General features: G+C 57.6%; 24 protein-coding genes. All 24 read left to right on the top strand.

What is annotated here, in order from left to right; translation table 11 throughout:
* Positions 1 to 359: 359 nt before the first annotated feature.
* The 24 genes from AC0L23_RS19525 to AC0L23_RS19640 all read left to right on the top strand — a co-directional run bounded on the left by AC0L23_RS19525 (position 360) and on the right by AC0L23_RS19640 (position 19,661).
* A complete protein-coding gene (locus AC0L23_RS19525) occupies positions 360 to 539 on the top strand; it encodes a hypothetical protein (RefSeq protein ID WP_473357277.1) in 180 nt (59 codons plus the stop codon).
* 70 nt (positions 540 to 609) lie between these two features.
* A complete protein-coding gene (locus tag AC0L23_RS19530) occupies positions 610 to 843 on the top strand; it encodes a hypothetical protein (protein WP_473357278.1) in 234 nt (77 codons plus the stop codon).
* Between the two features lie 94 nt (positions 844 to 937).
* The gene (locus AC0L23_RS19535) at positions 938 to 1,105 is read left to right on the top strand and encodes a hypothetical protein (protein WP_473357279.1); all 168 of its coding nucleotides are present in this window, start codon (positions 938 to 940) and stop codon (positions 1,103 to 1,105) included.
* Between the two features lie 28 nt (positions 1,106 to 1,133).
* Positions 1,134 to 1,418: a hypothetical protein gene (locus AC0L23_RS19540; protein WP_473357280.1), complete on the top strand. Its 285-nt coding sequence runs from the start codon at positions 1,134 to 1,136 to the stop codon at positions 1,416 to 1,418.
* Complete coding sequence (locus tag AC0L23_RS19545; protein ID WP_473357281.1) at positions 1,396 to 2,691, top strand: PBSX family phage terminase large subunit; 1,296 nt, start codon at positions 1,396 to 1,398, stop codon at positions 2,689 to 2,691. Before AC0L23_RS19540 ends, AC0L23_RS19545 begins: the two co-directional genes overlap by 23 nt.
* Positions 2,691 to 2,870 (top strand): hypothetical protein, encoded by a 180-nt coding sequence (locus AC0L23_RS19550; protein WP_473357282.1) that lies wholly within the window; start codon positions 2,691 to 2,693, stop codon positions 2,868 to 2,870. The genes AC0L23_RS19545 and AC0L23_RS19550 overlap by 1 nt, the downstream gene beginning before the upstream one ends.
* 1 nt (position 2,871) lies before the next feature.
* Entirely contained in the window at positions 2,872 to 5,109 is a 2,238-nt protein-coding gene (locus AC0L23_RS19555; protein ID WP_473357283.1) for a hypothetical protein, read from the top strand.
* A 181-nt stretch (positions 5,110 to 5,290) separates the two neighbouring features.
* A complete protein-coding gene (locus AC0L23_RS19560; protein ID WP_473357284.1) occupies positions 5,291 to 5,548 on the top strand; it encodes a hypothetical protein in 258 nt (85 codons plus the stop codon).
* The gene (locus tag AC0L23_RS19565; RefSeq protein WP_473357285.1) at positions 5,517 to 5,912 is read left to right on the top strand and encodes a co-chaperone GroES; all 396 of its coding nucleotides are present in this window, start codon (positions 5,517 to 5,519) and stop codon (positions 5,910 to 5,912) included. The genes AC0L23_RS19560 and AC0L23_RS19565 overlap by 32 nt, the downstream gene beginning before the upstream one ends.
* A 14-nt stretch (positions 5,913 to 5,926) precedes the next feature.
* Positions 5,927 to 6,760, top strand: coding sequence for a hypothetical protein (locus tag AC0L23_RS19570; protein ID WP_473357286.1), 834 nt, complete (start codon positions 5,927 to 5,929; stop codon positions 6,758 to 6,760).
* A gap of 4 nt (positions 6,761 to 6,764) precedes the next feature.
* Positions 6,765 to 7,214: a hypothetical protein gene (locus AC0L23_RS19575; protein ID WP_473357287.1), complete on the top strand. Its 450-nt coding sequence runs from the start codon at positions 6,765 to 6,767 to the stop codon at positions 7,212 to 7,214.
* 79 nt (positions 7,215 to 7,293) lie between these two features.
* Complete coding sequence (locus tag AC0L23_RS19580; RefSeq protein ID WP_473357288.1) at positions 7,294 to 7,914, top strand: hypothetical protein; 621 nt, start codon at positions 7,294 to 7,296, stop codon at positions 7,912 to 7,914.
* A gap of 15 nt (positions 7,915 to 7,929) precedes the next feature.
* Positions 7,930 to 8,838, top strand: a complete 909-nt coding sequence (locus tag AC0L23_RS19585; RefSeq protein WP_473357289.1) for a phage major capsid protein — start codon at positions 7,930 to 7,932, stop codon at positions 8,836 to 8,838.
* A gap of 100 nt (positions 8,839 to 8,938) precedes the next feature.
* Positions 8,939 to 9,868 carry a hypothetical protein gene (locus tag AC0L23_RS19590; RefSeq protein ID WP_473357290.1) on the top strand — a complete coding sequence of 310 codons (930 nt, stop codon included), beginning with the start codon at positions 8,939 to 8,941 and terminating at the stop codon, positions 9,866 to 9,868.
* Between the two features lie 61 nt (positions 9,869 to 9,929).
* Complete coding sequence (locus tag AC0L23_RS19595) at positions 9,930 to 10,223, top strand: hypothetical protein (RefSeq protein ID WP_473357291.1); 294 nt, start codon at positions 9,930 to 9,932, stop codon at positions 10,221 to 10,223.
* Complete coding sequence (locus AC0L23_RS19600; RefSeq protein WP_473357292.1) at positions 10,223 to 12,163, top strand: hypothetical protein; 1,941 nt, start codon at positions 10,223 to 10,225, stop codon at positions 12,161 to 12,163. Before AC0L23_RS19595 ends, AC0L23_RS19600 begins: the two co-directional genes overlap by 1 nt.
* Positions 12,163 to 12,516 carry a hypothetical protein gene (locus tag AC0L23_RS19605; RefSeq protein WP_473357293.1) on the top strand — a complete coding sequence of 118 codons (354 nt, stop codon included), beginning with the start codon at positions 12,163 to 12,165 and terminating at the stop codon, positions 12,514 to 12,516. Before AC0L23_RS19600 ends, AC0L23_RS19605 begins: the two co-directional genes overlap by 1 nt.
* Entirely contained in the window at positions 12,516 to 13,472 is a 957-nt protein-coding gene (locus AC0L23_RS19610; protein WP_473357294.1) for a phage adaptor protein, read from the top strand. Before AC0L23_RS19605 ends, AC0L23_RS19610 begins: the two co-directional genes overlap by 1 nt.
* Positions 13,469 to 14,878, top strand: a complete 1,410-nt coding sequence (locus tag AC0L23_RS19615; protein ID WP_473357295.1) for a hypothetical protein — start codon at positions 13,469 to 13,471, stop codon at positions 14,876 to 14,878. The genes AC0L23_RS19610 and AC0L23_RS19615 overlap by 4 nt, the downstream gene beginning before the upstream one ends.
* Complete coding sequence (locus tag AC0L23_RS19620; RefSeq protein ID WP_473357296.1) at positions 14,875 to 15,315, top strand: hypothetical protein; 441 nt, start codon at positions 14,875 to 14,877, stop codon at positions 15,313 to 15,315. The genes AC0L23_RS19615 and AC0L23_RS19620 overlap by 4 nt, the downstream gene beginning before the upstream one ends.
* A complete protein-coding gene (locus AC0L23_RS19625) occupies positions 15,312 to 15,722 on the top strand; it encodes a hypothetical protein (protein ID WP_473357297.1) in 411 nt (136 codons plus the stop codon). Before AC0L23_RS19620 ends, AC0L23_RS19625 begins: the two co-directional genes overlap by 4 nt.
* A complete protein-coding gene (locus tag AC0L23_RS19630) occupies positions 15,722 to 16,471 on the top strand; it encodes a hypothetical protein (protein WP_473357298.1) in 750 nt (249 codons plus the stop codon). Before AC0L23_RS19625 ends, AC0L23_RS19630 begins: the two co-directional genes overlap by 1 nt.
* Complete coding sequence (locus tag AC0L23_RS19635) at positions 16,471 to 17,718, top strand: hypothetical protein (protein WP_473357299.1); 1,248 nt, start codon at positions 16,471 to 16,473, stop codon at positions 17,716 to 17,718. The genes AC0L23_RS19630 and AC0L23_RS19635 overlap by 1 nt, the downstream gene beginning before the upstream one ends.
* Positions 17,718 to 19,661 carry a hypothetical protein gene (locus AC0L23_RS19640; RefSeq protein ID WP_473357300.1) on the top strand — a complete coding sequence of 648 codons (1,944 nt, stop codon included), beginning with the start codon at positions 17,718 to 17,720 and terminating at the stop codon, positions 19,659 to 19,661. Before AC0L23_RS19635 ends, AC0L23_RS19640 begins: the two co-directional genes overlap by 1 nt.
* Positions 19,662 to 19,708: the final 47 nt, after the last annotated feature.

The raw sequence follows: 19,708 nt of genomic DNA on the forward strand, positions 1-19,708 counted from the left end.
AGGGAGCAATCCTTGGGCGGCCGTTTTCGTTCGGGCGGCACATTGAGCACCCGCGAGACTGCTCCCCCTGCTGATGCGCCGATTTTACGTGCGCCGAGTCCGCACCGCCCTTGTGCCGCCCGATACCAACTCCTGGAGCCAAACATGACCGCAGAGCAGTTGAAGCTTCTCGCCCGCATGATCCGCGATGGCCAGGCCAAGCTCGTTGAGAGCAATGGCGTGATCAAGCCCGTGAGCCTGATTTGAGATGGTCTTCGGCCCCGCGATCGATCCGGCGGTCATTGCCGCGGCTCAAGCGGTCGTATCTGGATTGGTACTGCTGGCCGCATTCTGCGCCGGGTATGTCTGCGGAGGCATCTGTGGCCGCTGAGATCTTGAACATCCGAGACTTCAAGCGTCGAGAAGAGCGCGAGGCTGAGCTCGCTCGCTTCGCCAAGCATATCCTGGACGACACTGCGCCGTCTGAAATTGTTCCCTTTGAGGGTGCGGGCATTGACGGCATGTCGTTCACCGAATTTCCCGAGCGTGACCCAGCTTAGCGCTACCCACCTCAGCCTCCTCGAAACTAGGCTCATTATCGCGGCCTATGACACCAATGCGGAATTCAAAATGAGCATCTCCGACGACATCAAGGCGGCAAAGGCTGAACTGGCCAAGATCCGGGCTGAAACGACCGATGCGGTTCAGGAAGCCAAGAGCGTTGCGGTATCTGGCGCGGCTGAGCTGAAGAAACTGAAGGACGAGACTGCCGCGATGCGCGCTGACCTGGCGGGGCTTACCAACGGCGGCCCTGCGATCGATGAGCCGATCGGCGCCACTGTGATTCCGCCGGTGATGCCATGATGGTCAGCCTGTCGCACTGGGGCATGTTCTTCATTCCGTTGCGCTCTCAGGCCGGGAGCGCGATGTATCAATACCTCAACTTTGGTGAACTTTCATGAACGAATTAATCCGCCAGCGCAAGCGCCTGGCAATGGGCGAGGGATTGGTTGAGATCCCTGCGATTGAGAACCCGTTCTGTCAGGTCAAGGGCTCCGACATCCCGCGCGGCGAGATGAAGGACAGTAAGCGCAGGGCTTCCGACCAGGATTACGACAAGGACTGAACATCAGTTCTAAACTAGAGGCAGTTAGATGGCGGTCGGGAAGAAAACCGGCGGTAGGCAGAAAGGCACACCGAACAAGATTAGCGGGCAGCTCAAGGACATGATCCTTGAAGCGGCTGATCTTGCGGGGGAGGACATGGGCGGCGGCGGGACTGTCAAATATCTCCGCATGCAGGCCACGTTGAACCCGGTTGCGTTCTTGTCCTTGCTGGGCAGGGTTCTTCCGATGCAGGTGACTGGCGAGGACGGCGGCGCTATCAAACTTGAGACGATCCAGCGCACGGTCGTAAGTGCTAAACATACCAACGGCTGAGGCCTTTGTACCTCTACTGGCGCCGGCTCGATACAAGGGCGCGTGGGGCGGGCGAGGTTCTGGCAAGTCGCATTTCTTCGCGGAGATGATGGTTGATGATCATTACCGCAATCCTGGCCTTCGTTCGGTTTGTATTCGAGAGCATCAAAAGAGCCTGAAGGACTCAGCCAAGCGGCTGATCGAGGATAAAATCCAGGCTCTAGGGCTTGGTCCTCATTTCGAGGTTCAGAACGATCAGATCAAATCGCGCGGCGGCGGTCTGATCCTATTTCAGGGTATGCAGGACCACACGGCGGAATCGATCAAGTCGCTTGAGGGTTTTAACCGTGCATGGGTTGAAGAGGCGCAGACGCTTAGTGCTCGCAGTCTCTCAATGCTGCGCCCTACTATTCGCGCCGAAGGTTCTGAAATCTGGGCGAGCTGGAATCCCAGGCGCAAGGTTGACGCGATCGACGAATTCCTGAGAGGCGAGCCGCCGGCTGGCGCGGTTGTCGTTCAGGCGAATTGGCGAGACAATCCCTGGTTCCCGAGCGTTCTCGATGATGAGCGCCGGTTAGACCTGGAGCGCTACCCGGAGCGTTACGATCATATCTGGGAAGGCGGCTATGCGAAGGCCTTTGAGGGGGCTTACGTGGCGAGCCTACTAACCAAGGCCAGGTTGGATGGGCGCATCACGCGCCTTCCTGCCGATCCTATGAGGCCCATAAGGGCGTTCTTCGACTTGGCATCAGCTTCTGACAAGGCTGATGCGATGGCCATCTGGATTATCCAATGGGTTTCTCACGAAATCCATGTGATTGATTATCTTGAGGGCGTTGGCCAGCCGGTCAGTTATTACACCAATGAGATGCGGCGCCGTGGGTACAAGAACGCCATCTGTTATATTCCTCACGATGGCAAGCATGCTGACTTTGTGGGGAAAACGTTTCACAGCCACTTAGCTGACGCCGAGTTTGAATCTGTGCCTGTACCCAATCAGGGTAAGGGTGCAGCTATGCTGAGAGTTGAGGCAGTTCGCCGGCTTCTGCCGCGCTGCGTCTTTGACGAGCAGCGAACCGAATCCGGCCGGGATGCGCTGGGTTTCTACCATGAACGTAAGGATGAAACTCGTAACATCGGACTTGGCCCCGAACATGATTGGTCAAGCCATGCCTTCGATGCTTTTGGCTTGATGGCGTGTTGCTATGAAGGACCAGACGGCCCTCTGACGATTGACGGCATGTTTGGCGACGACTGGGTCGACTCCACCAGGTCGAGCGTGACGGGATATTGATGAAATTCGACGCCGCGACGATCCGGGAAGAGCTTTCGGCGCTGGAAACCGCGCTCAAGGATAACCCGAAGGACGCGAAAGCGGTCCAGCTTTACCTCTCTCACGCTCGCAAGTTGCGTGAGATCGAATTCACTGAAAACGGCTACGTGACAGCCAGATCAAACGTAACGGGATATTGAATTGAACGCCCTCGCTGCCGCAGCAGAACCAACCGGCATGACTGCGGCCAATCCTGAGGGCGCCGTCGATACGTCAGCGACTGGACCAGATCAGCAGCACATCGCCAAGCTCCAGAAGTGGATCAACTCCGTAAACATCGCGGAGGATCTTGACGACGAGACGCTGATCAAGATCGGAACACGCGTCGTCGAAGAATACAAGATCGACGACAACAGCCGGGCCGACTGGAAGGAAAAGACCGAGCAGGCGATGGACCTCGCCATGCAGAAAACCAAGGAGAAATCCTTCCCTTGGCCCAAAGCGGCGAATATCATCTATCCGCTTGTTACCACGGCGGCCACGCAGTTCGCAGCCCGTGCCTATCCTGCTATCATCAACGGCCGATCGGTCGTTAAAGGCGTTGTGGTGGGCGAGGACAAGGGTGAGCCGCAGATAGGCCCCGACGGTACGCCCATGTTGCAGGGCGATCCTAGCGCCCCGCAGCCGGTCTGGAGGGTGCCTCCTGGCGCCAAGCGTATCAGGGCCGACCAGATCGCCGATCACATGTCCTGGCAGCTCCTGGATGAGCAGCCGGAGTGGGAGCCTGAGACCGATCAGTTGCTGCATGTGCTGCCGATCGTTGGTGGTGCGGGCCGCAAGACCTATTTTGACCCCGGCAAGGGGCGCAATTGCTCGACCTACGTCTCCTTGATGAAACTGGTGTGGAATTACCACGCCAAATCGTTCGAGGTTGCGCCGCGTCACACGGAAGAGATCGACTTCTATCCTCGTGAGATCGAGGAGATGCAGCGGGCAGGGCTGTTCAAGGAGCCCAAGACGCCGTATGGCGAGGCCGAGAATGCGCAGGGCGACCGGGACAAGCCACACGCTTTCCTGGAGCAGCATCGCTATTGGGACTTGGATGAGGACGGCTATCCCGAGCCCTATATCGTCACGGTTCATAAGGCGTCGCAGCAAGTCGCGCGGATTGTCGCTCGTTATGATGCCGACGGTATCCATTTTAACTCCCGCACGCACAAGATCGCCAAGATCGACGCGGTTGAGTACTATACGCTGTATTCCTTCATCCCGAATCCAGATGGCGGATCATATCCTGTGGGGTTTGGTCAACTTCTCCGGCCGATTAACGAGGGCATCAACACCGTCCTGAACCAGATGCTGGACGCGGCGACGCTCCAGAACGCGGGAGGTGGCTTCATTGGCAAGGGATTGTCGATGAATGCCGGCGCTATTCGCTTCCAAATGGGCGAATACAAGACGGTTAACGTTGCCGGCGGTACGCTTCGCGAAAACATAGTCCCGATGGACTTCAAGGGGCCGTCTCCGGTCCTGTTCGAGCTGCTGGGCTTCCTGGTTGAAGCCGGCAAGGAGATTGCGGCGGTCAAGGACGTGCTGACCGGCGACCAGAAGGCCTCGAACGTCCCGGCGACGACCACGCTGGCGCTTATCGAGCAGGGGCTGAAGGTCTTCACGGCGATCTACAAGCGCGTTCACCGCTCCCTGAAGAGCGAATTGAACAAGCTCTACCGCCTGAACCGCATCTACGGCGATGAAAAGTCGCAGTACAAGGTTGGCGATACCTGGAACGTGGTCCTCAAGCAGGATTACATCATTGGCTCGGGCGTTGAGCCCTATTCCGACCCATCGATGGTGTCGGACATGCAGCGTATGGCCCGCACGCAGTTCCTGCTGGGCTTCCTGCAAACGCCATTTGTCAATCCGCTCAAGATCCTGGAGCGTGCTTTCGACGCCGCCGACATTGAGAACCCGTCCGAGCTGCTGGTTCAGCAGATTCCGCCAAACCCTGAGATTGTCTCAAAGGGCATGGAGCTTGAGCTTAAGCATCAGGAAGTCTCGGACAACGGCAACCTGAAGCGAGCACAGGGCGTCGCGGCCTACGCGTCTGCGATCAAGTCGCTGGCCGACGCTGACAAGAATGTGGGCGATCAGCATCTGGCCTGGCTGGACAAGGTTTTGCGGGTTCATGAGCTTGAGCACGACGCGGCGATGACGCCGAAGCAGAACGCGGACGGATCGAAGGGCGGGCCGTCTGGAACGCCTCCGAAGGCTCCGGACCTGCCGCATCCTGTTATGCCCAGTGCGTCAAATGGCGTGCAGCCGGACATTTCGGACGTTGACACGATGGACGGTAAGATCGCGGGAGACCCGGACGGCAACCATCGGATGGACCCGGACAGCAAGTTCGCGGCCGATCACGCTGCGCAGGGGCCGATGTGATGACTGTTCAAGATCGGGTTGAATACGTAGCCAAAGCAATGTGGGAGGCGCGTGTTAAGTGGGCTGCCGCTTTGGGCATTAATTTGGAGCCATGGGGCGACGGAAGCATTCCGCAAGCTAACGGCATACTTACTGAGGCGAGGGCGGCCATAGAAGCCCTTGCTGAGATCGATCCGACCATATGATTGCTAAAGAGCAGTTCAATCTTTGGAAGCACGATCCTGTTTCCAAGCTGTTCTTTGAGTTTCTGAGAGACAAGCGAAAATTCCTGATCGACTACGCATCAAGTGCGTGGGTTGACGGCGCGGAAGTACCGCCGGCAGTCCGTGGCCAAGTCATCGAGCTTGGCGAGATAGCAGGCCTTGAGTTCGAGGCCGTTGAGGAATTCTATAAGGCACAGAGGGAAGATGGCACTGAATCCGAAGGTTCTGAACGTTAGTCGTGTCGAATATCTGCCGGCAATCTATTCCGGCGCCAATAGATCAGGCGTTGAGCCCGTTGGGGATCGTGTTCTGATCCTGCCCGACATGGCAATGACCAAATCGCAGGGCAACATCGCGCTTCCTGACGACGTTGTGGAGCGGATGCAGCTCTCGGCATCCTCCGGCGTGATTGTCGCCCTTGGTGACGATGCCTTTGCCTGGAATTCGGATCGAACGCGCCCCTTTGGCGGCTACAAGCCGAAGGCTGGGGACCGCGTGCACTTCGAGAAATATGCCGGCAAGGAAATCGTCGGCGATGATGGTGTCAAATACCGGCTTTGCGATGACAAGGCGGTCGGTGGCGTGAAGAAGTCAGTCTAAATCAGGAAACAGTCATGACAGAAGCCAACCTGGAGAAATCCGGGGACGACGGCGTATTGCCCGAGGGCAACGAAGCCGAAGCGAAAGCCCGCCGTCTCGGCTGGGTTCCGAAAGAAGAATTCAAGGGCGATCCCGACAAGCACCGCTCCGCCGAGGAATTCCTTGAGCGCGGCGAAACCATTCTCCCGATCTTGCAGCGCGACAACAAGAAGCTGCACGACACGGTTGGCCGGCTCGAACGGAAGCTGGAAGAGACCACGGAGACGCTGAAGACGTTTTCGGAGTTCGCCTCCAAGGCAGAAGAGCGCGCCTACAAGAAGGCCCGTGCCGATCTGGAAGCAAAGCTTGACGGCGCGATTGCAACCGCGGACGTGGATCAGGCCCGCCAAATCCGCAAGGAAATGGCTGATCTTGAGGTCGATCCCCCGAAGCCGCCCAAGGCGCCGACGAAGCCTGTTGGCGAGCCTGACAAGCCCTCGGTTGATCCTGATATCCAGTCCTGGATCGATCAAAACGAGTGGTTCAACAAAAGCGCGTCACTCCGCTCCTACATGAGCGAGGAGTTTGGCGAGCTTGAAAAGCGCTACCCCGGCAAGAACAAGTCGGAAATCCTCGCTGAAGCCAAGCAGAGGACTGTTGATCGCTTCCCGGATAAATTCGGCGTCAATCCCAAGCGGGATGCCGCCGCCGCTGTAGCAACCCCGAGCGGGGATGCGCCGCGCGCCAAGAAGTCGGGCCGTACTTACGAAGAACTGCCGGCAGAGGCCAAGAAGGCCTGCGACAAGTTCGTAAAGACGATCCCCGGTTACACCAAAGAGAAATACTGCCAGGCATACGATTGGGATTGATAACATGGAAGAGATCAAGCGCGGCCCCGGCCGTCCGAGGAATGACCAGATGAACGCTCCGGAAGCTCCGGCTACGGGTCTCCCGCAGCGTCCAGCACGCAAGCCCTTTGGCTCCATGAGCCTCAAGCTCGATTATCCCCAAAGGGAAGGATTTCATCGTCATTGGTTCAATGACATCCCCGGTCGTGTCAGCCGCGCTCTTGAGGCAGGTTACGAGCACGTCAAGGACAGGGATGGCAAGCCAACGAGCAGAACGGTCGGACTCGCCGAGGGCGGTGGGGCTCTGACTGCATTCCTGATGGAAATCCCCGAGGAATGGTATCTCCAAGACATGGCCCAGGAACAGCGGATCATCGACGACAAGGAAGCGGCGATGAAGCGTGGCGTTTCTGACGGGCCGGAGGGCGAAGGTCAATACGTGCCCAAGCAGGGCATCAAGATCAGCCGCGGCTAACCAGCCACTCCAACTGAATTCACCCGCGCGTGCTCCGGCACCGCGCGATGCTTTTTCACGCCTTTTAAGGACATCCTAAATGGCAAACGCAAACGTCCCGCGTGGGCTTATCCCCTACGCCACTGTTTGGGGCCAGAAATACAACGGCTCCTTCAATACCTACTTCGTGCCGGCGTCCTACGCGACCGCTCTATTCGTCGGCGATCCCGTGGATATCGTCTCGTCTTCGAACGACGCTAACGGCATTCCCGCCTGTCAGCTCGCCTCCGTCGGTTCGCCGTCGATCGGCGTGGTGGTCGGCGTGATTAACGGCGGCGACATGGGTTCGATGAACACGATCACTCGTGATCTTCCTGTCTACCGCCCAGCCTCCACGGCGCTTTACCTCGCCGTTGCGGATGATCCGTTCCTGCTCCACGAGATTCAGGACGACGCTTCCTCGCAGGCGACCGCTCCGAAGCTCTGGGCCGGCAAGAACGCCAGCCTCGTGACCGGAACCGGCTCGACCGTGACCGGCTACTCGGGCTGGCAGTTGGCGGCGTCCACTGTGGCGACCACCAACACGCTTGACTTGAAGATCATCCGTCCGTTGCAGCAGGCCGACAATACCATCGGCACCACTGCGAACACCAACATGAACGCAAAATGGCTCGTGAAGCTGAATAACAGCCGCTTCTCGAACCTGATTGCTGGCGTCTAAAAGGAGGCGTGACACATGGCTACGATCACTACTGGCACGCATCCTAAAGCACTTTGGCCCGGCATCAAGGAATGGTGGGGCCGGTCCTATTCGGAGCATCCCGAAGAGTACGTCGATCTCTTCGACAAGGAGACCTCCGACAAGGCCTACGAAGAGGATGTCGAGATCACCGGCTTCGGTCTCGCTCCGGTCAAGCCGCAGGGCACCTCGATCAACTACGACGTTGAGAACCAGGGCGCCGTCACCCGCTACACGCACGTTGCCTATGCTCTCGGCTACGTCGTGACCTTCGAGGAACTTCGCGACGACCTCTATGAGGTGGTTTCGAAGCGGCGTGCCAAGCAGCTCGCCTTCTCGATGCGGCAGACCAAGGAGAACGTTGGCGCCAACGTCTTCAACCGTGCGTTTACTTCGACGTACACAGGCGGCGATGGCGTGAGCATGATCAACACCGCGCATCCGACCACTGCCGGCAACCAGTCCAACCAGCTCACCACGGCTGCGGACTTGTCCGAAGCGGCTATCGAGGATCTGACGATCCAGGTCATGCAGGCGCAAAATGCCAAGGGCCTGCGCATCTCCCTGATGCCGCAGTCTCTGCACGTTCCGGTTCAGCTTTACTACGAAGCCAACCGCATCCTGAAGTCGGTCCTTCAGAATGACACCTCCAACAACTCGATCAACGTGTTGAAGGCGACGAACGTGTTCCCGAAGGGCATCAAGATGAACCACTATTTCACGTCGGCAACGGCGTGGTTCATCCGCACGAACGCTCCTGCGGGCCTGAAGATGTACGAGCGCGATTCGATCATGTTCGATCAGGACAACGATTTCGATACCAAGAACGCCAAGGCGGCTTGTTACGAGCGTTATTCGATGGGCTGGTCCGATTGGCGCGGCGTCTATGGAACGGCTGGAGTTTAAGAGCCAACCACAATGAACTAAGGGCGGGGCTTCGGTCCCGCCTTTTCTTTCCCGATGCCCTACACCCGCTGCTCACTGGGGGCAGCAAGGAGAATACGAAATGACGACCGCATTTAAAGGCCCGATTATTGTCTATGGTCAGCGCCCGCCTCCGGGCACTGGTGCCACTGGCTCTGAAAACCCCTATCTCGCGCCCTCGATGTTCTATGGCGGCAACGGCTTCCTGGATTCGCGCGCTGGTTACAATAATACCAAAGCTGGTTGCGCTGGCTTCGTCGGCTCGGATATCCTGGCGCTCGACGCGACTCCGGCCACGCTTTCCGCGGTCAATATTGCCGCCTCACAGTCGCCTGCCGCGGGCGCAATCACGCTTGTCTCGACGACTGGCGCTGGCGTTACTGTAACCTCTGCTGCGCAGTACATGCCGGCTTCAGGCGTGACGATCCCGGTCGGTACGCTGGCGATCGATGGTCCCACTGGCTTTATCGGATATGGCCGCGCGACCAACGCCAACTCTGGCCAGTACGAAATCAGTGCTTACGACCCGTCCACGCTGGTTTCACGGGCCATTCGGCTCGTGTCCGGCAGCAACGACTCCGGCATTACCTTCACCGTGAGCGGATGGGATGTCTACGGTTTCCCGATGACGGAAACCATTACCGGCGCCAACGCAGGCACCGCAAACGGCGCCAAGGCATGGAAGTACATTTCCGGCATCACGCATACGGGTACCGTCGCGGGCACCCTGACGATTGGTACTCAGGATGTGATCGGCCTCCCGTTCCAGGTTCTTCGCTTCGGCCGCACCTCGATCAACTACAATAACACGGGCATCACCGCGAGCACGGGCTTTACGGCGGCGGTCACGACCTCGCCTGCAACCGCTACCACGGGCGACGTTCGCGGCACCTATGCCCTGCAGTCCGCGTCCGATGGCACCAAGACGATCCAGGTGTTCATCACCGTCCCGCCGGCCAACCTGAACACTGTCAACGGCGCCGCCAGCGTCTACGGCGTCACTCAGGCCTAACCCCATCAACATGAACTTTAAGGGCGCCTCCGGGCGCTCTTTTTCTTTTGGAGAATGATTGATGGCTAAACTCTATGTCGCGGAGTTTGAACGTCCGCGCAATCAGTGGGTCAATATCGCGAACGCTCCGCCGGTTGCAGAGCAAACCATCGCGATCGGAGCCGGCAGCGTTACGGCGACAAACCCGTTCGGCTCTAAAACTGCCATGATCCGCGTTGCCACGGACGCCATTTGCTCGATTGCAATCGGGACTTCGCCGACTGCCACCACGTCAACCATGCGAATGGCGGCAGATCAGGTCGAGTATTTCAGCGTCCAGCCGAACCAATACATTGCAGTGATCAGCAACACCTAATGGCACCCCGCACCACTTACGCCAATCTAGCGGACGGCCTGCAGCCGTTCAGCCTATGGGACCAGTCCCTGGCGGACATGGCGAACCTCGGCGTTATTCCGTGCTCGGCAACGGGGACGAACGTCATTACATTGACGCCCCTGGCTGCTGCCTTCGCTCCCAACGTCACGTCCTACAATAACTACATCCAGTTCTCGTTCGTTCCGGCGAACAACTCAACTGGTCTTGTGACGCTGCAAATAGGCTCTCTCTCGGCGCTCCCGCTCTATCGGCCAAACGGTTCCGCTCAAGCGACAACCAATGATGTTTTGACCGGGCGCGTCTACGCCGTTAGCTACAGCGCCTCGCTGAATAGCGGGAATGGCGGATTTCAGATCCTTTATCCCGTGGATACCAGCAACGCCTCGAATATCACGACCGGGACTCTGCCTGCCAGTGTGCTGCCTACGCCAACGGCCTCCACGCTTGGCGGCGTCAAATCTCTGGCGAACGCATCGAACAAGTGGCTCAATTCGATTGGTACGGACGGCACTCCAACTCAGACTCAACCGGGGTTTAGTAATCTTTCGGGGAATATTGCCGTTGGGCAGATGAATAGCGGCACGTCTGCATCTGCGGGAACCTATTGGCGCGGCGATGGAGCATGGGTGCCTGGTGTACAGGTATTTGACACTGCTGCAGCTATGGCCGCAGCCAGTTCTGTCACAGCCTCAGACACCATCATCCGCACACGTGGTAAATTGGCTGTCGGAGACCTTGGCGGCGCTTGGTACACCCAAGTTGTAGGCAATCCGAGCGAGCCAGGCTCCTTTATTCTCGCCAACGGTAACTATGCGAAGCTGATTGAGCCCATAGTTACGCCGGAAATGTTCCTGCTTTCCACCGATGCCGGTGACGACGCGCTGATGTTCACCCGCTGGGCGGACTATGTAAATACGGTTGGCGCGATTGGCGTAGTTGCAAAGAAGAAAACATATTCCTTCGCCACGACTTGCAGCATTACGGTTCCTGGCACTTGGAGATCAAAGTTTTACGGTTACGGGGCGACAATAACCACAACTGGCGCAATCTGGGCATTCACGGTCAATGGCGGCGGTTATGCCGGAGGCGCCGACTTTGAGGGATTTACGATTTCCCAGCAAGGCAACGCAACTGCCTTGGGGGGGTGGAGGTTGCGACAGGCCGGATGTTGTAGGCTCATCAGCCCGATCATCCTAGGCGGCCAGACGACGAACACCAATTACATTGGCATTTACGTGGGCCAATTGGTTACGTCGGATACTGCGACGGGATCGTTTTGGAATACGATTGAAACGCCTCAGATATTTTCGAATACGGCCGATCAAGTTCCCTACGGGATTTATGTGGAAGGCGCCGCGAACGCAACCAGAATTGTCGGCGGCAATATAGAAGTGGCGTTGCGCGGGGTCTCTCTCTACGAACAGACCGCCTCAAGCAATTACAGCCCGAATGGTGTTGTCATCGATGGCGTGGCTTTTGAGAGCTGCACCTATGGCGTTTATTACCACGGCGTTCTGGGCGATGCGAACACGCAGCCTCTTGGTCTTCGCATCGTGAACTGTCGCTTTGAAACAGTCACCTCATCGATCATCTTCGTGAACACTGATCAAAGCAGCAACTCTCCCACGGAAATCCACCACAATATGCTGCTAGGGAGCGGTATACTGAATTACGGCGGAGGTTTCAGGATCAATTGTACTGACAATCCTCAGACACTTTCAGGAACGGTTACTTTTTCCGCCGCAACATCAGCAGCCGTTTCTTTCAGCATTAATCAGCCTAGCGCCAATTATGTTGTGAACCTGGAGCCCCAGGACAGCAAGACCTATTGGGTAAGCGCGAAGTCGGCGAGTGGGTTCACAATCAACGCATCATCCGCAACCAGTGCAACTGTTGGCTGGAAAGTAACGAGGCTCTGATGGGTACGGAGCGCTTTTACAAGCCTGGCTCATTCTACCGCATCTGTGATCGCACTGGCTTTGCGATCCGCGCCGAGAGAACGCGAACAGAGTGGAATAACCTGATCGTATCGGATCGGGTCTGGGAGGCGCGACAGCCGCAAGATTTCGTCAAGGGCGTTTCCGATAATCAAACCGTTCCATTCCCGCGCCCTCGTCAGCCCAACCCAACGGTTGGTTCATCCACCGTCGCTCAATTCGAGGTGTATGGCGACCTTCCAGGTAGGGTCTCGTTCGAAAAGCAGGATGGTAAGATCATGGTTTATCATGCCGCTTCTGTCGTTAATCCGGCCAATTTCCCGAGTGGGTTCTAATGACGACCTCGGGGACGGCGACCTTTGTCTATAACCGCGACCAGATCATAAAGATGGCATATCGCAAGCTCGGCGTGATCAACGCCAGCGAGACGCCGAGCGCTCAATTGATCCAGGACGGGTCAGACGCGCTGAATCTCTGGGTTAAGGCACTCAACGCAACGGGTCTGCATATCTGGACCGAAACTGAAGCGACTCTCTTTCTTCAGCCAGGTCAGAACTCATACACGCTTGGTACTGGTTCGAGCGATCACGCTACCGAGAGCTATACAGCCACGACACTCTCTGCATCGGCCGCATCGAGCGGCGCCAGCATTAGCGTGACCTCCTCCACTGGTTTTGCGACGACCTACAATATTGGCGTGGTTCTTGATGGCGGCTCGATCTTCTGGACTACCCAGAATGGGGCCGCGTCTGGCTTGTCTATCCCGCTCTCGTCGGGCCTGACAGGATCTGCATCTGCCGGGAACGCGGTTTACGTTTATCAGACCAACATCATCAGGCCCCTGCGCGTGGTCTCAACGCGCCGATATAATTTTGCCAGCGCGATAGATACCCAGATGACCCTCATGTCGCGCATCGACTATCGCAACCAACCGAGCAAAACTGCGACCGGCGTTCCCACCATGACGTTCTACGATCCTCGGGGAGGAGCGAACACACAGGGCATCCTTAGTGTCTGGCCAACGCCATCAGATGCGGCCTACGCAATCAAAATGACGTGGTGGCGTCCAGTCCAAGACTTTACATCCGCCGCTAACACGCCGGACCTCCCCCAGGAATGGGGGCTTTGCTTGGTATGGAATCTCGCCAAGGAAATGGGGCCAGAGTTCGATGTGACCCCGAACCGATGGGCGATGATCAAGGAAATGGCGGCCGGACATCTCGATAATGTTTCAGGTTGGGATCGTGAACCGGAGTCCTATCTGATCGGACAGGACTTGTCGCAGCAGTGATTATTCCGTTTGCTGTTAATTCATACAGCTCTCGTTCTCTTCCGGTCGGCGCTCAGCGCGTTGTCAATTGCTATGCTGAGAAGGAGCCGCCGGATGCCAAGACGCAGGTAGCCGTATTTGGTTGCCCCGGAATGTTGCAGTTTGCAACTTGCGGCGTCGGCCCGGTTCGCGGCTTCACTTACATGAACGGTGTTGCCTACGTAGTGTCCGGCCAGAGGCTTTATAGCCTTACTTCTGCGGGTGTTTCTACTGATATCGGCGGATCGATCTCCGGAAACGGGTTCGTTTCCATGTCGAACAACGGGACGCAGGTCTGTATCGTCAATGGAGCAAATGGGTTCATCTGGAGTACGACAGGTGGGTTTCAGGTCATAACGGACTCGAACTTTCACGCCGCAAGCACGACGACATTTTTTGACAATTACTTCGTGTTCCCCTGGGACGGCACGAACAAGTTTTTTATCTCCGGCTCCTTGGATGGGACGAGCTACAACGGAGCCGACTTCGCATCCGCAGAGGTGTCGAGCGACTTTGTTTTGTCGATCGTAAACCAGCAGGAGAATTTGCTGATCTTCGGCGAGAAAACGATCGAGAGTTGGTACGACGCGGGAGCGGTAAACTTTCCGTTCCAACGCACGGGATCGAGCACAATCGAACGCGGGTGCTCTGCGAGACAGACGCCAATCAAGGAAGACAATTCGGTTTTCTTCCTTGGCGATGATTTGATGTTCTATCGACTGAACGGCATTCAGTTGCAGCGGGTGAGCACGCACGCAATTGAGCAGGCATGGCAGTCCTATGCGTCGGTCTCTGATGCTTATACCTTCTCTTACACGTTTGAGGGTCACAAGTTCATCAATCTGGTGTTCCCGACCGCAAACACCAGTTGGGTGCTCGATATCGCAACGGGATATTGGCACGAGCGCGAATCCTGGGACATCAATAACAACTCCTATGGGCGCTGGCGCGGCAATTGCTGCTTGACCGCATTTGGCAAGGTTCTTGTTGGTGACGCCTATTCGGGGAAAATAGGATATCTCGACGCCAACACGTTCACGGAGTTTGGCAATACGATGCGATCTCTGATGATCTCGCCACCAATCCATAAAGACAGGCGCCGTGTTTACATTTCGACGTTGGAATTGGACGTTGAAAGCGGCGTTGGCTTGATTTCTGGGCAGGGCTCTGATCCTCAGGTAATGATGGATTATTCCAGAGATGGCGGGCGCACGTTCATCAACCTGCAAATCTGGAACTCGCTCGGTAAGATCGGGGAATATTTGCAGCGTGTACGTTGGTTCAGATTGGGCCAGGCACGACAATGGTTGATCAGAATCATGATAAGCGATCCCGTAAAGCGGGTCATCATCAGCGCTAACGCTGACATTACGATCGGTGAACCGTGACGATCTCGGCTGCCTCACAAGTTGAAGCGCTGCTTGAGCCTGGCCAACGCATCGGGTTCGTGGACTCTAACGGCATCTTGACCAACAACGGTTGGCAAGTTCTGGAGGGGCTGTTCGGCTTCATCAACGGGACAAACCGCATCATTCCATGCAACGCCAGCGGGACGAATGTCATTACCCTGACGATGCTAGCGACCGCGCCGCTTGTGAAGGGGTATCGAGATTATGATACTTATCGGGCGGTTGCCGCAAATACGACTACTGGGCTGGTAACGGCTCTAGTAACGACCCCGCAAGGCGCTCTCGCGACTATCAAGGTTTTCAAGTCGAACGGATCGGCTCAAGCCACCAACGGGGATATTGCGGCCGGCCTCCTCTATGACTTCACCTATGTGAACTCTCTCGACAGCGGCAATGGTGGGTTTGTTCTGCGATGAATGAAGTATCACGAGCCAAGGTCTTTGAGCTGGAAGCTCATGTCCAGCAGATGCCTCAGTGCCATATCGGCATCAAGCACTACTTCTCCGATGGAGTATATGCCCGCGAAATGAGCGCTCCGGCTGGTGCAGTCGTAACAGGCAAAATCCACAAATACCGGCAGCTTAACATTCTGTCGGCGGGGACCATGAGCGTGATGCTTGGCGACAGAACGGAGACGGTTTCGGCGCCGTTCACGATCGTCGCCTCTGCTGGCGCAAAGCGCGCCTTTTACTGCCATACGGATTGCGTGTGGACGACGATTTTAGGGACAGACGAGCGAGATCCCAACAAGATCGAAGAAGAATACACAACCAACTCGGAACAGGAGTTCCTTGAGTTTACCAGGCTGATCGGATCGAACTGATGGCATTCTTCGTTTCTGGCGCGATAATTGGTAGCGGCCTTCTCGGTGCTGGCGCATCGCTTTACGCCTCAAACAAGCAGTCTGAGGCTGCTGGTAACGCCCTGAACTTCCAGAAGCAGACGTTTGACACCAATCAGCAAAATATGAAGGCTGCGCAGAGTTCATTGCAGCCATATTTGGATATCGGCAAAAACGCTACCTATACGCTCGGGCAACTGACCGGGACGGGCAACGGAGGAAACCAGCCGGATTATTCGCCGTTCTTCAAAGACCCCTCCTACACGTTCGCGCAACAGCAGGGCGAATTGGGAATCGAGCGCGGAGCGAATGCGCGCGGGCTCAATCTATCGGGTGGTGCACTCAAGGACTTGGCGACCTTTAACAGTGGTTTGGCCTCTCAGCAGTACGGGAATTACTTCAGCCGTATGATGGGCCTTGCTGGCATCGGTCAGGACGCGACCAAGACGAATGCGAACCTTGTGACTGGTAACGCAACGAATAACACGGCGGGCGCTGGTCAGATCGGGAATACGATGATGGGGCAGGGCCAAGCCCAGGCCTCCGGCGCGGTTGGCGTTGCGAATGCAGCCAATGGAGCGGTCGGCAACTCGCTGATGTACAATTATCTTAACAAGAACCCGAGCGGCTACGGCACTGGCGAGGCTTATGGCGGCGGTGGTGCGTGGGGCGGCAGTTCGAGTAACCCATTGCCGGGGCTCAGTGCGTCTGATTACGGGGCCGGATACTAATGGCTGAAATCGACAACAATCTAGCGGCCAGCATCAAGCCGCTCGATATCGCGGGCTCGCTTGGCAAGGCAGCCCAAATTCGTGAGTCGAACGCCAAAGCGGATATTCTCCAGCAGTCGTATGGCGAGCGCGAGCGGGAGTACGATGAGAATGGCGGCCTGACCTCCGGCCAGCGGGCAACCATGTCCAAGACCCAGCAAGAGGCCATGGGTCCGATCGGCAACATCCTGGCGAATGACCAGAGCCCGCAGGCCCGCAAGCAGGCCATCAGCCTCGCCCGGCGATCCGGTATTCCAATGGACGACATGACGGCGGGCCACTTGATGAGCGCTCCGCCGGATCAGATCAAGCAGTATGGGGTGAATGCCCAGCGGCTCGGGCAGTCCTCTACGTCGAATGTCGAGCAGAACCCATCTGCTATTGCTCAGCGCACGCAGGCCCATTCGGGCGGCTCTGAACTGGGTACAATGTACGGGCCTCCTGGCGGGGCTCCGACGCCCGTGGGGAGTCCGAGCGCTGGCGGGGGCAGTCCTGCGCCCGGCGCAGCTCTGGCCGCTCCCACCGCCCCGCTGAGCCTCCAGGAACGCAAGCTGGAAGCCGCCGGCAATGCGGGCAAGCGGGTGGAGGAATTCACCCAGTATCGGCAAGAGAACGAGGGCGCCTCGGTTCAGAAGGTTGCCCTTCGCCAGCTCATGCAGGACGCCGAGAGGGTTCGCACTGGCGCGGGGGCGGACAAGGAGCAGGCGGCCCGCAAATGGCTGCTGGCGGCCGGTCAGCTCATTCCCGGCCTTCAGGGCGTGGCGGACAAGTATTCCGACCCCGTGGCGGCATTCGAGAGCATCAACAAGAACGCTGGCCTGATCGCCCGGACGGCCATCAAGCAGGTGGGCGGAACGGCCGCCTCGGAGCTTGATGCGATCTCCAAATCGCTTGTGGGTACGGAGACCTCGCAGAAGGGCATTATGGTGAACGCCTCACAGCTCGTCGGGCTGGAGACCTATAAGCAGGCCCGCTTCAATTCCGCCCAGCAGTACCAGGACGCGAACGGAACGCTGAAGGGCTTTGCCGCTGACTTCAACAAGAACGCTGGACCTGCGGCTTGGGTTTATATGTCTCTTCCTCCTGAAGAACGAGCCAAGGTCGGGGAGTCCATGAGAAAGACCCCTGAGGGGCAGCGGACGCTTGGATCAATCGCGAAGCAGTTGAAGTACATCCACGACAACAAGCTTGATGAGGGCGTTGAATAATGGGGTCGGCCGCCGACGCGCTCTCGGATCTGACTGGTGTTAAACCCGTCTCACGTCCGACGCAGGCGCAAAAGCTCGATATCACGCCCAAGGACACGGGCTCGGCTGCGAACGCGCTGCGGTCCATCTATGGGATTGAGCAGCCCACGACGTTTTCTGAGCGTTTTTCTCCCGCGGAAGACCGGCCATTGGAGCGGGTTGAGCCCAGCGCGAAGCCGCCGGTCAAGCCAGACGCTTTTGGACGTATCCTCTCGGACACGCTTAACACCTATGCCGGCGCCAATCAGCGCAGTTCGCCGCACGCCGAAGACTACAAGAAGGTTCTTTCGTCCGACGTATACGAGAACGACTCCGGCGACCTGACGTTCAAGGACGCGACTGGAAACTTCATCACTGCCGACAAGGACAAGCACGTTGTTTTGCTTGACCCCAAGGACGGCAAGATGAAGGTCTATGGCCGCTCGGATGCCACCAATGAGGGCGCTCTGGCGGGGGCAGGGCGCCTTGTTGGCCTCGGCATGGCAACAGGTGCCCCCGTTAGCCGCGCGATTGCCCCGACCGTTGCCGCTGGCGAGGAAGTCATTGGTGCTGCCGGACGACTGTCAAAGTCCGGCGCTCCAGTGGTCGTTCCGCGCGCGATCTCCAGCGACTCCCCCTTGACGCAGGAAGTTGGCGCGGTCGTCCGCAACATCCCGATTGCGAACGCTCCACTTACCAAGGCTGCGGAAACGACGATCTCGCAGTTGGGGGAGAAGTCGGCAGAGGTCGCGGGGAAATTCGGCTCTGCCTCGTCGGCGGACGCCGCAGGCAATACGGCCAAGGAGTCTATCCGCGATTGGGTGACGAAATCCAGCCGGGCCAACGAAAACAAGCTTTATGATCGAGTCGATACGCTGATCAACCCAAACACCAAGGGCTCGGTGAGCGCCACCAAAGGCATTGCAGATACCATCAACGCTGAACGTGGAGCTGCGGCTCTGGGCGATAGCGGAGCGGTCAAGCAAGTTCAGGCGGCGATCGATCGAGGCGGGTTGACGTATGATGGCGTCAAGAAGCTGCGCACCACCATCGGCGAGCAGCTTGATTCTGGTATCCTGCCGGACGGCACGTCTAAGGCCGAGCTGAAGCGCATTTACGGTGCGCTGACGCAAGACCTGAAGGCAACGGTCGAGGCTTCAGGAAGCAAATCAGCGTTGGATGCATTTAATCGCGCCAACAACTATTCGCGCTTGGCGAACGAGCGCCGCGAAAGCCTCGCTAAGATCATCGGATCTCATGGCGATGCCCCGGCTGAAGCCGTCTTTGACAAGCTCAAGACCATGGCAGGCAGTTCGTCTCGCGCCGATATTGGGAAGCTAGCACAAGCCCGCAAGGTAATGGGCGGTGATGACTGGAACGAAGTCGCATCTTCGGTTGTCGGTCGAATGGGCCGTGACGTGGAAGGCAACTTCAGCCCGCGCCGCTTTTTGACGGACTACGGCAAAATGTCGGACGCGGGCAAGAATCTCTTGTTTCGCTCGGGCGGTAAATCTCAGCTCGCGGAATCTCTTGATGACATCGCCAGGATATCAAGCCGCTTTAAGGATCTGGAAAAGTACGCGAACCCTAGCGGCACATCGCGTAGCGTGGTCGGGGCCATTGGCGCTCATCTGATGGGTGTCGAACCTCTGACCATGCTAAAAAGCGTCATCGGAGGAAGAATGCTCGCCTCCTACTTGGCGAACCCCGCAGGGGCATCCTCGATCGCTAAATGGTCGCGCGCCAATCTTTTACTCAATCAGGCGCCGTCTCCTGCCCGTCTGGCAGCATTCGAGACGGCGACACGGAATTTGATCTCCACTACCGGCGCGCAAGCGTCAGTCCCCGACTTCCTCAAGGCGCTTCAGTCTCCGGCGACAAGCCGCGCCGACGAGAAGGAAGTTCCACGGAAACCACGCGAATAAAATCACTACCACGCAATAAACGAGCAGGCCCCAGTGGGGGCCTTTTT

The organism is Bradyrhizobium sp. MI1.4 (assembly GCF_055811315.1).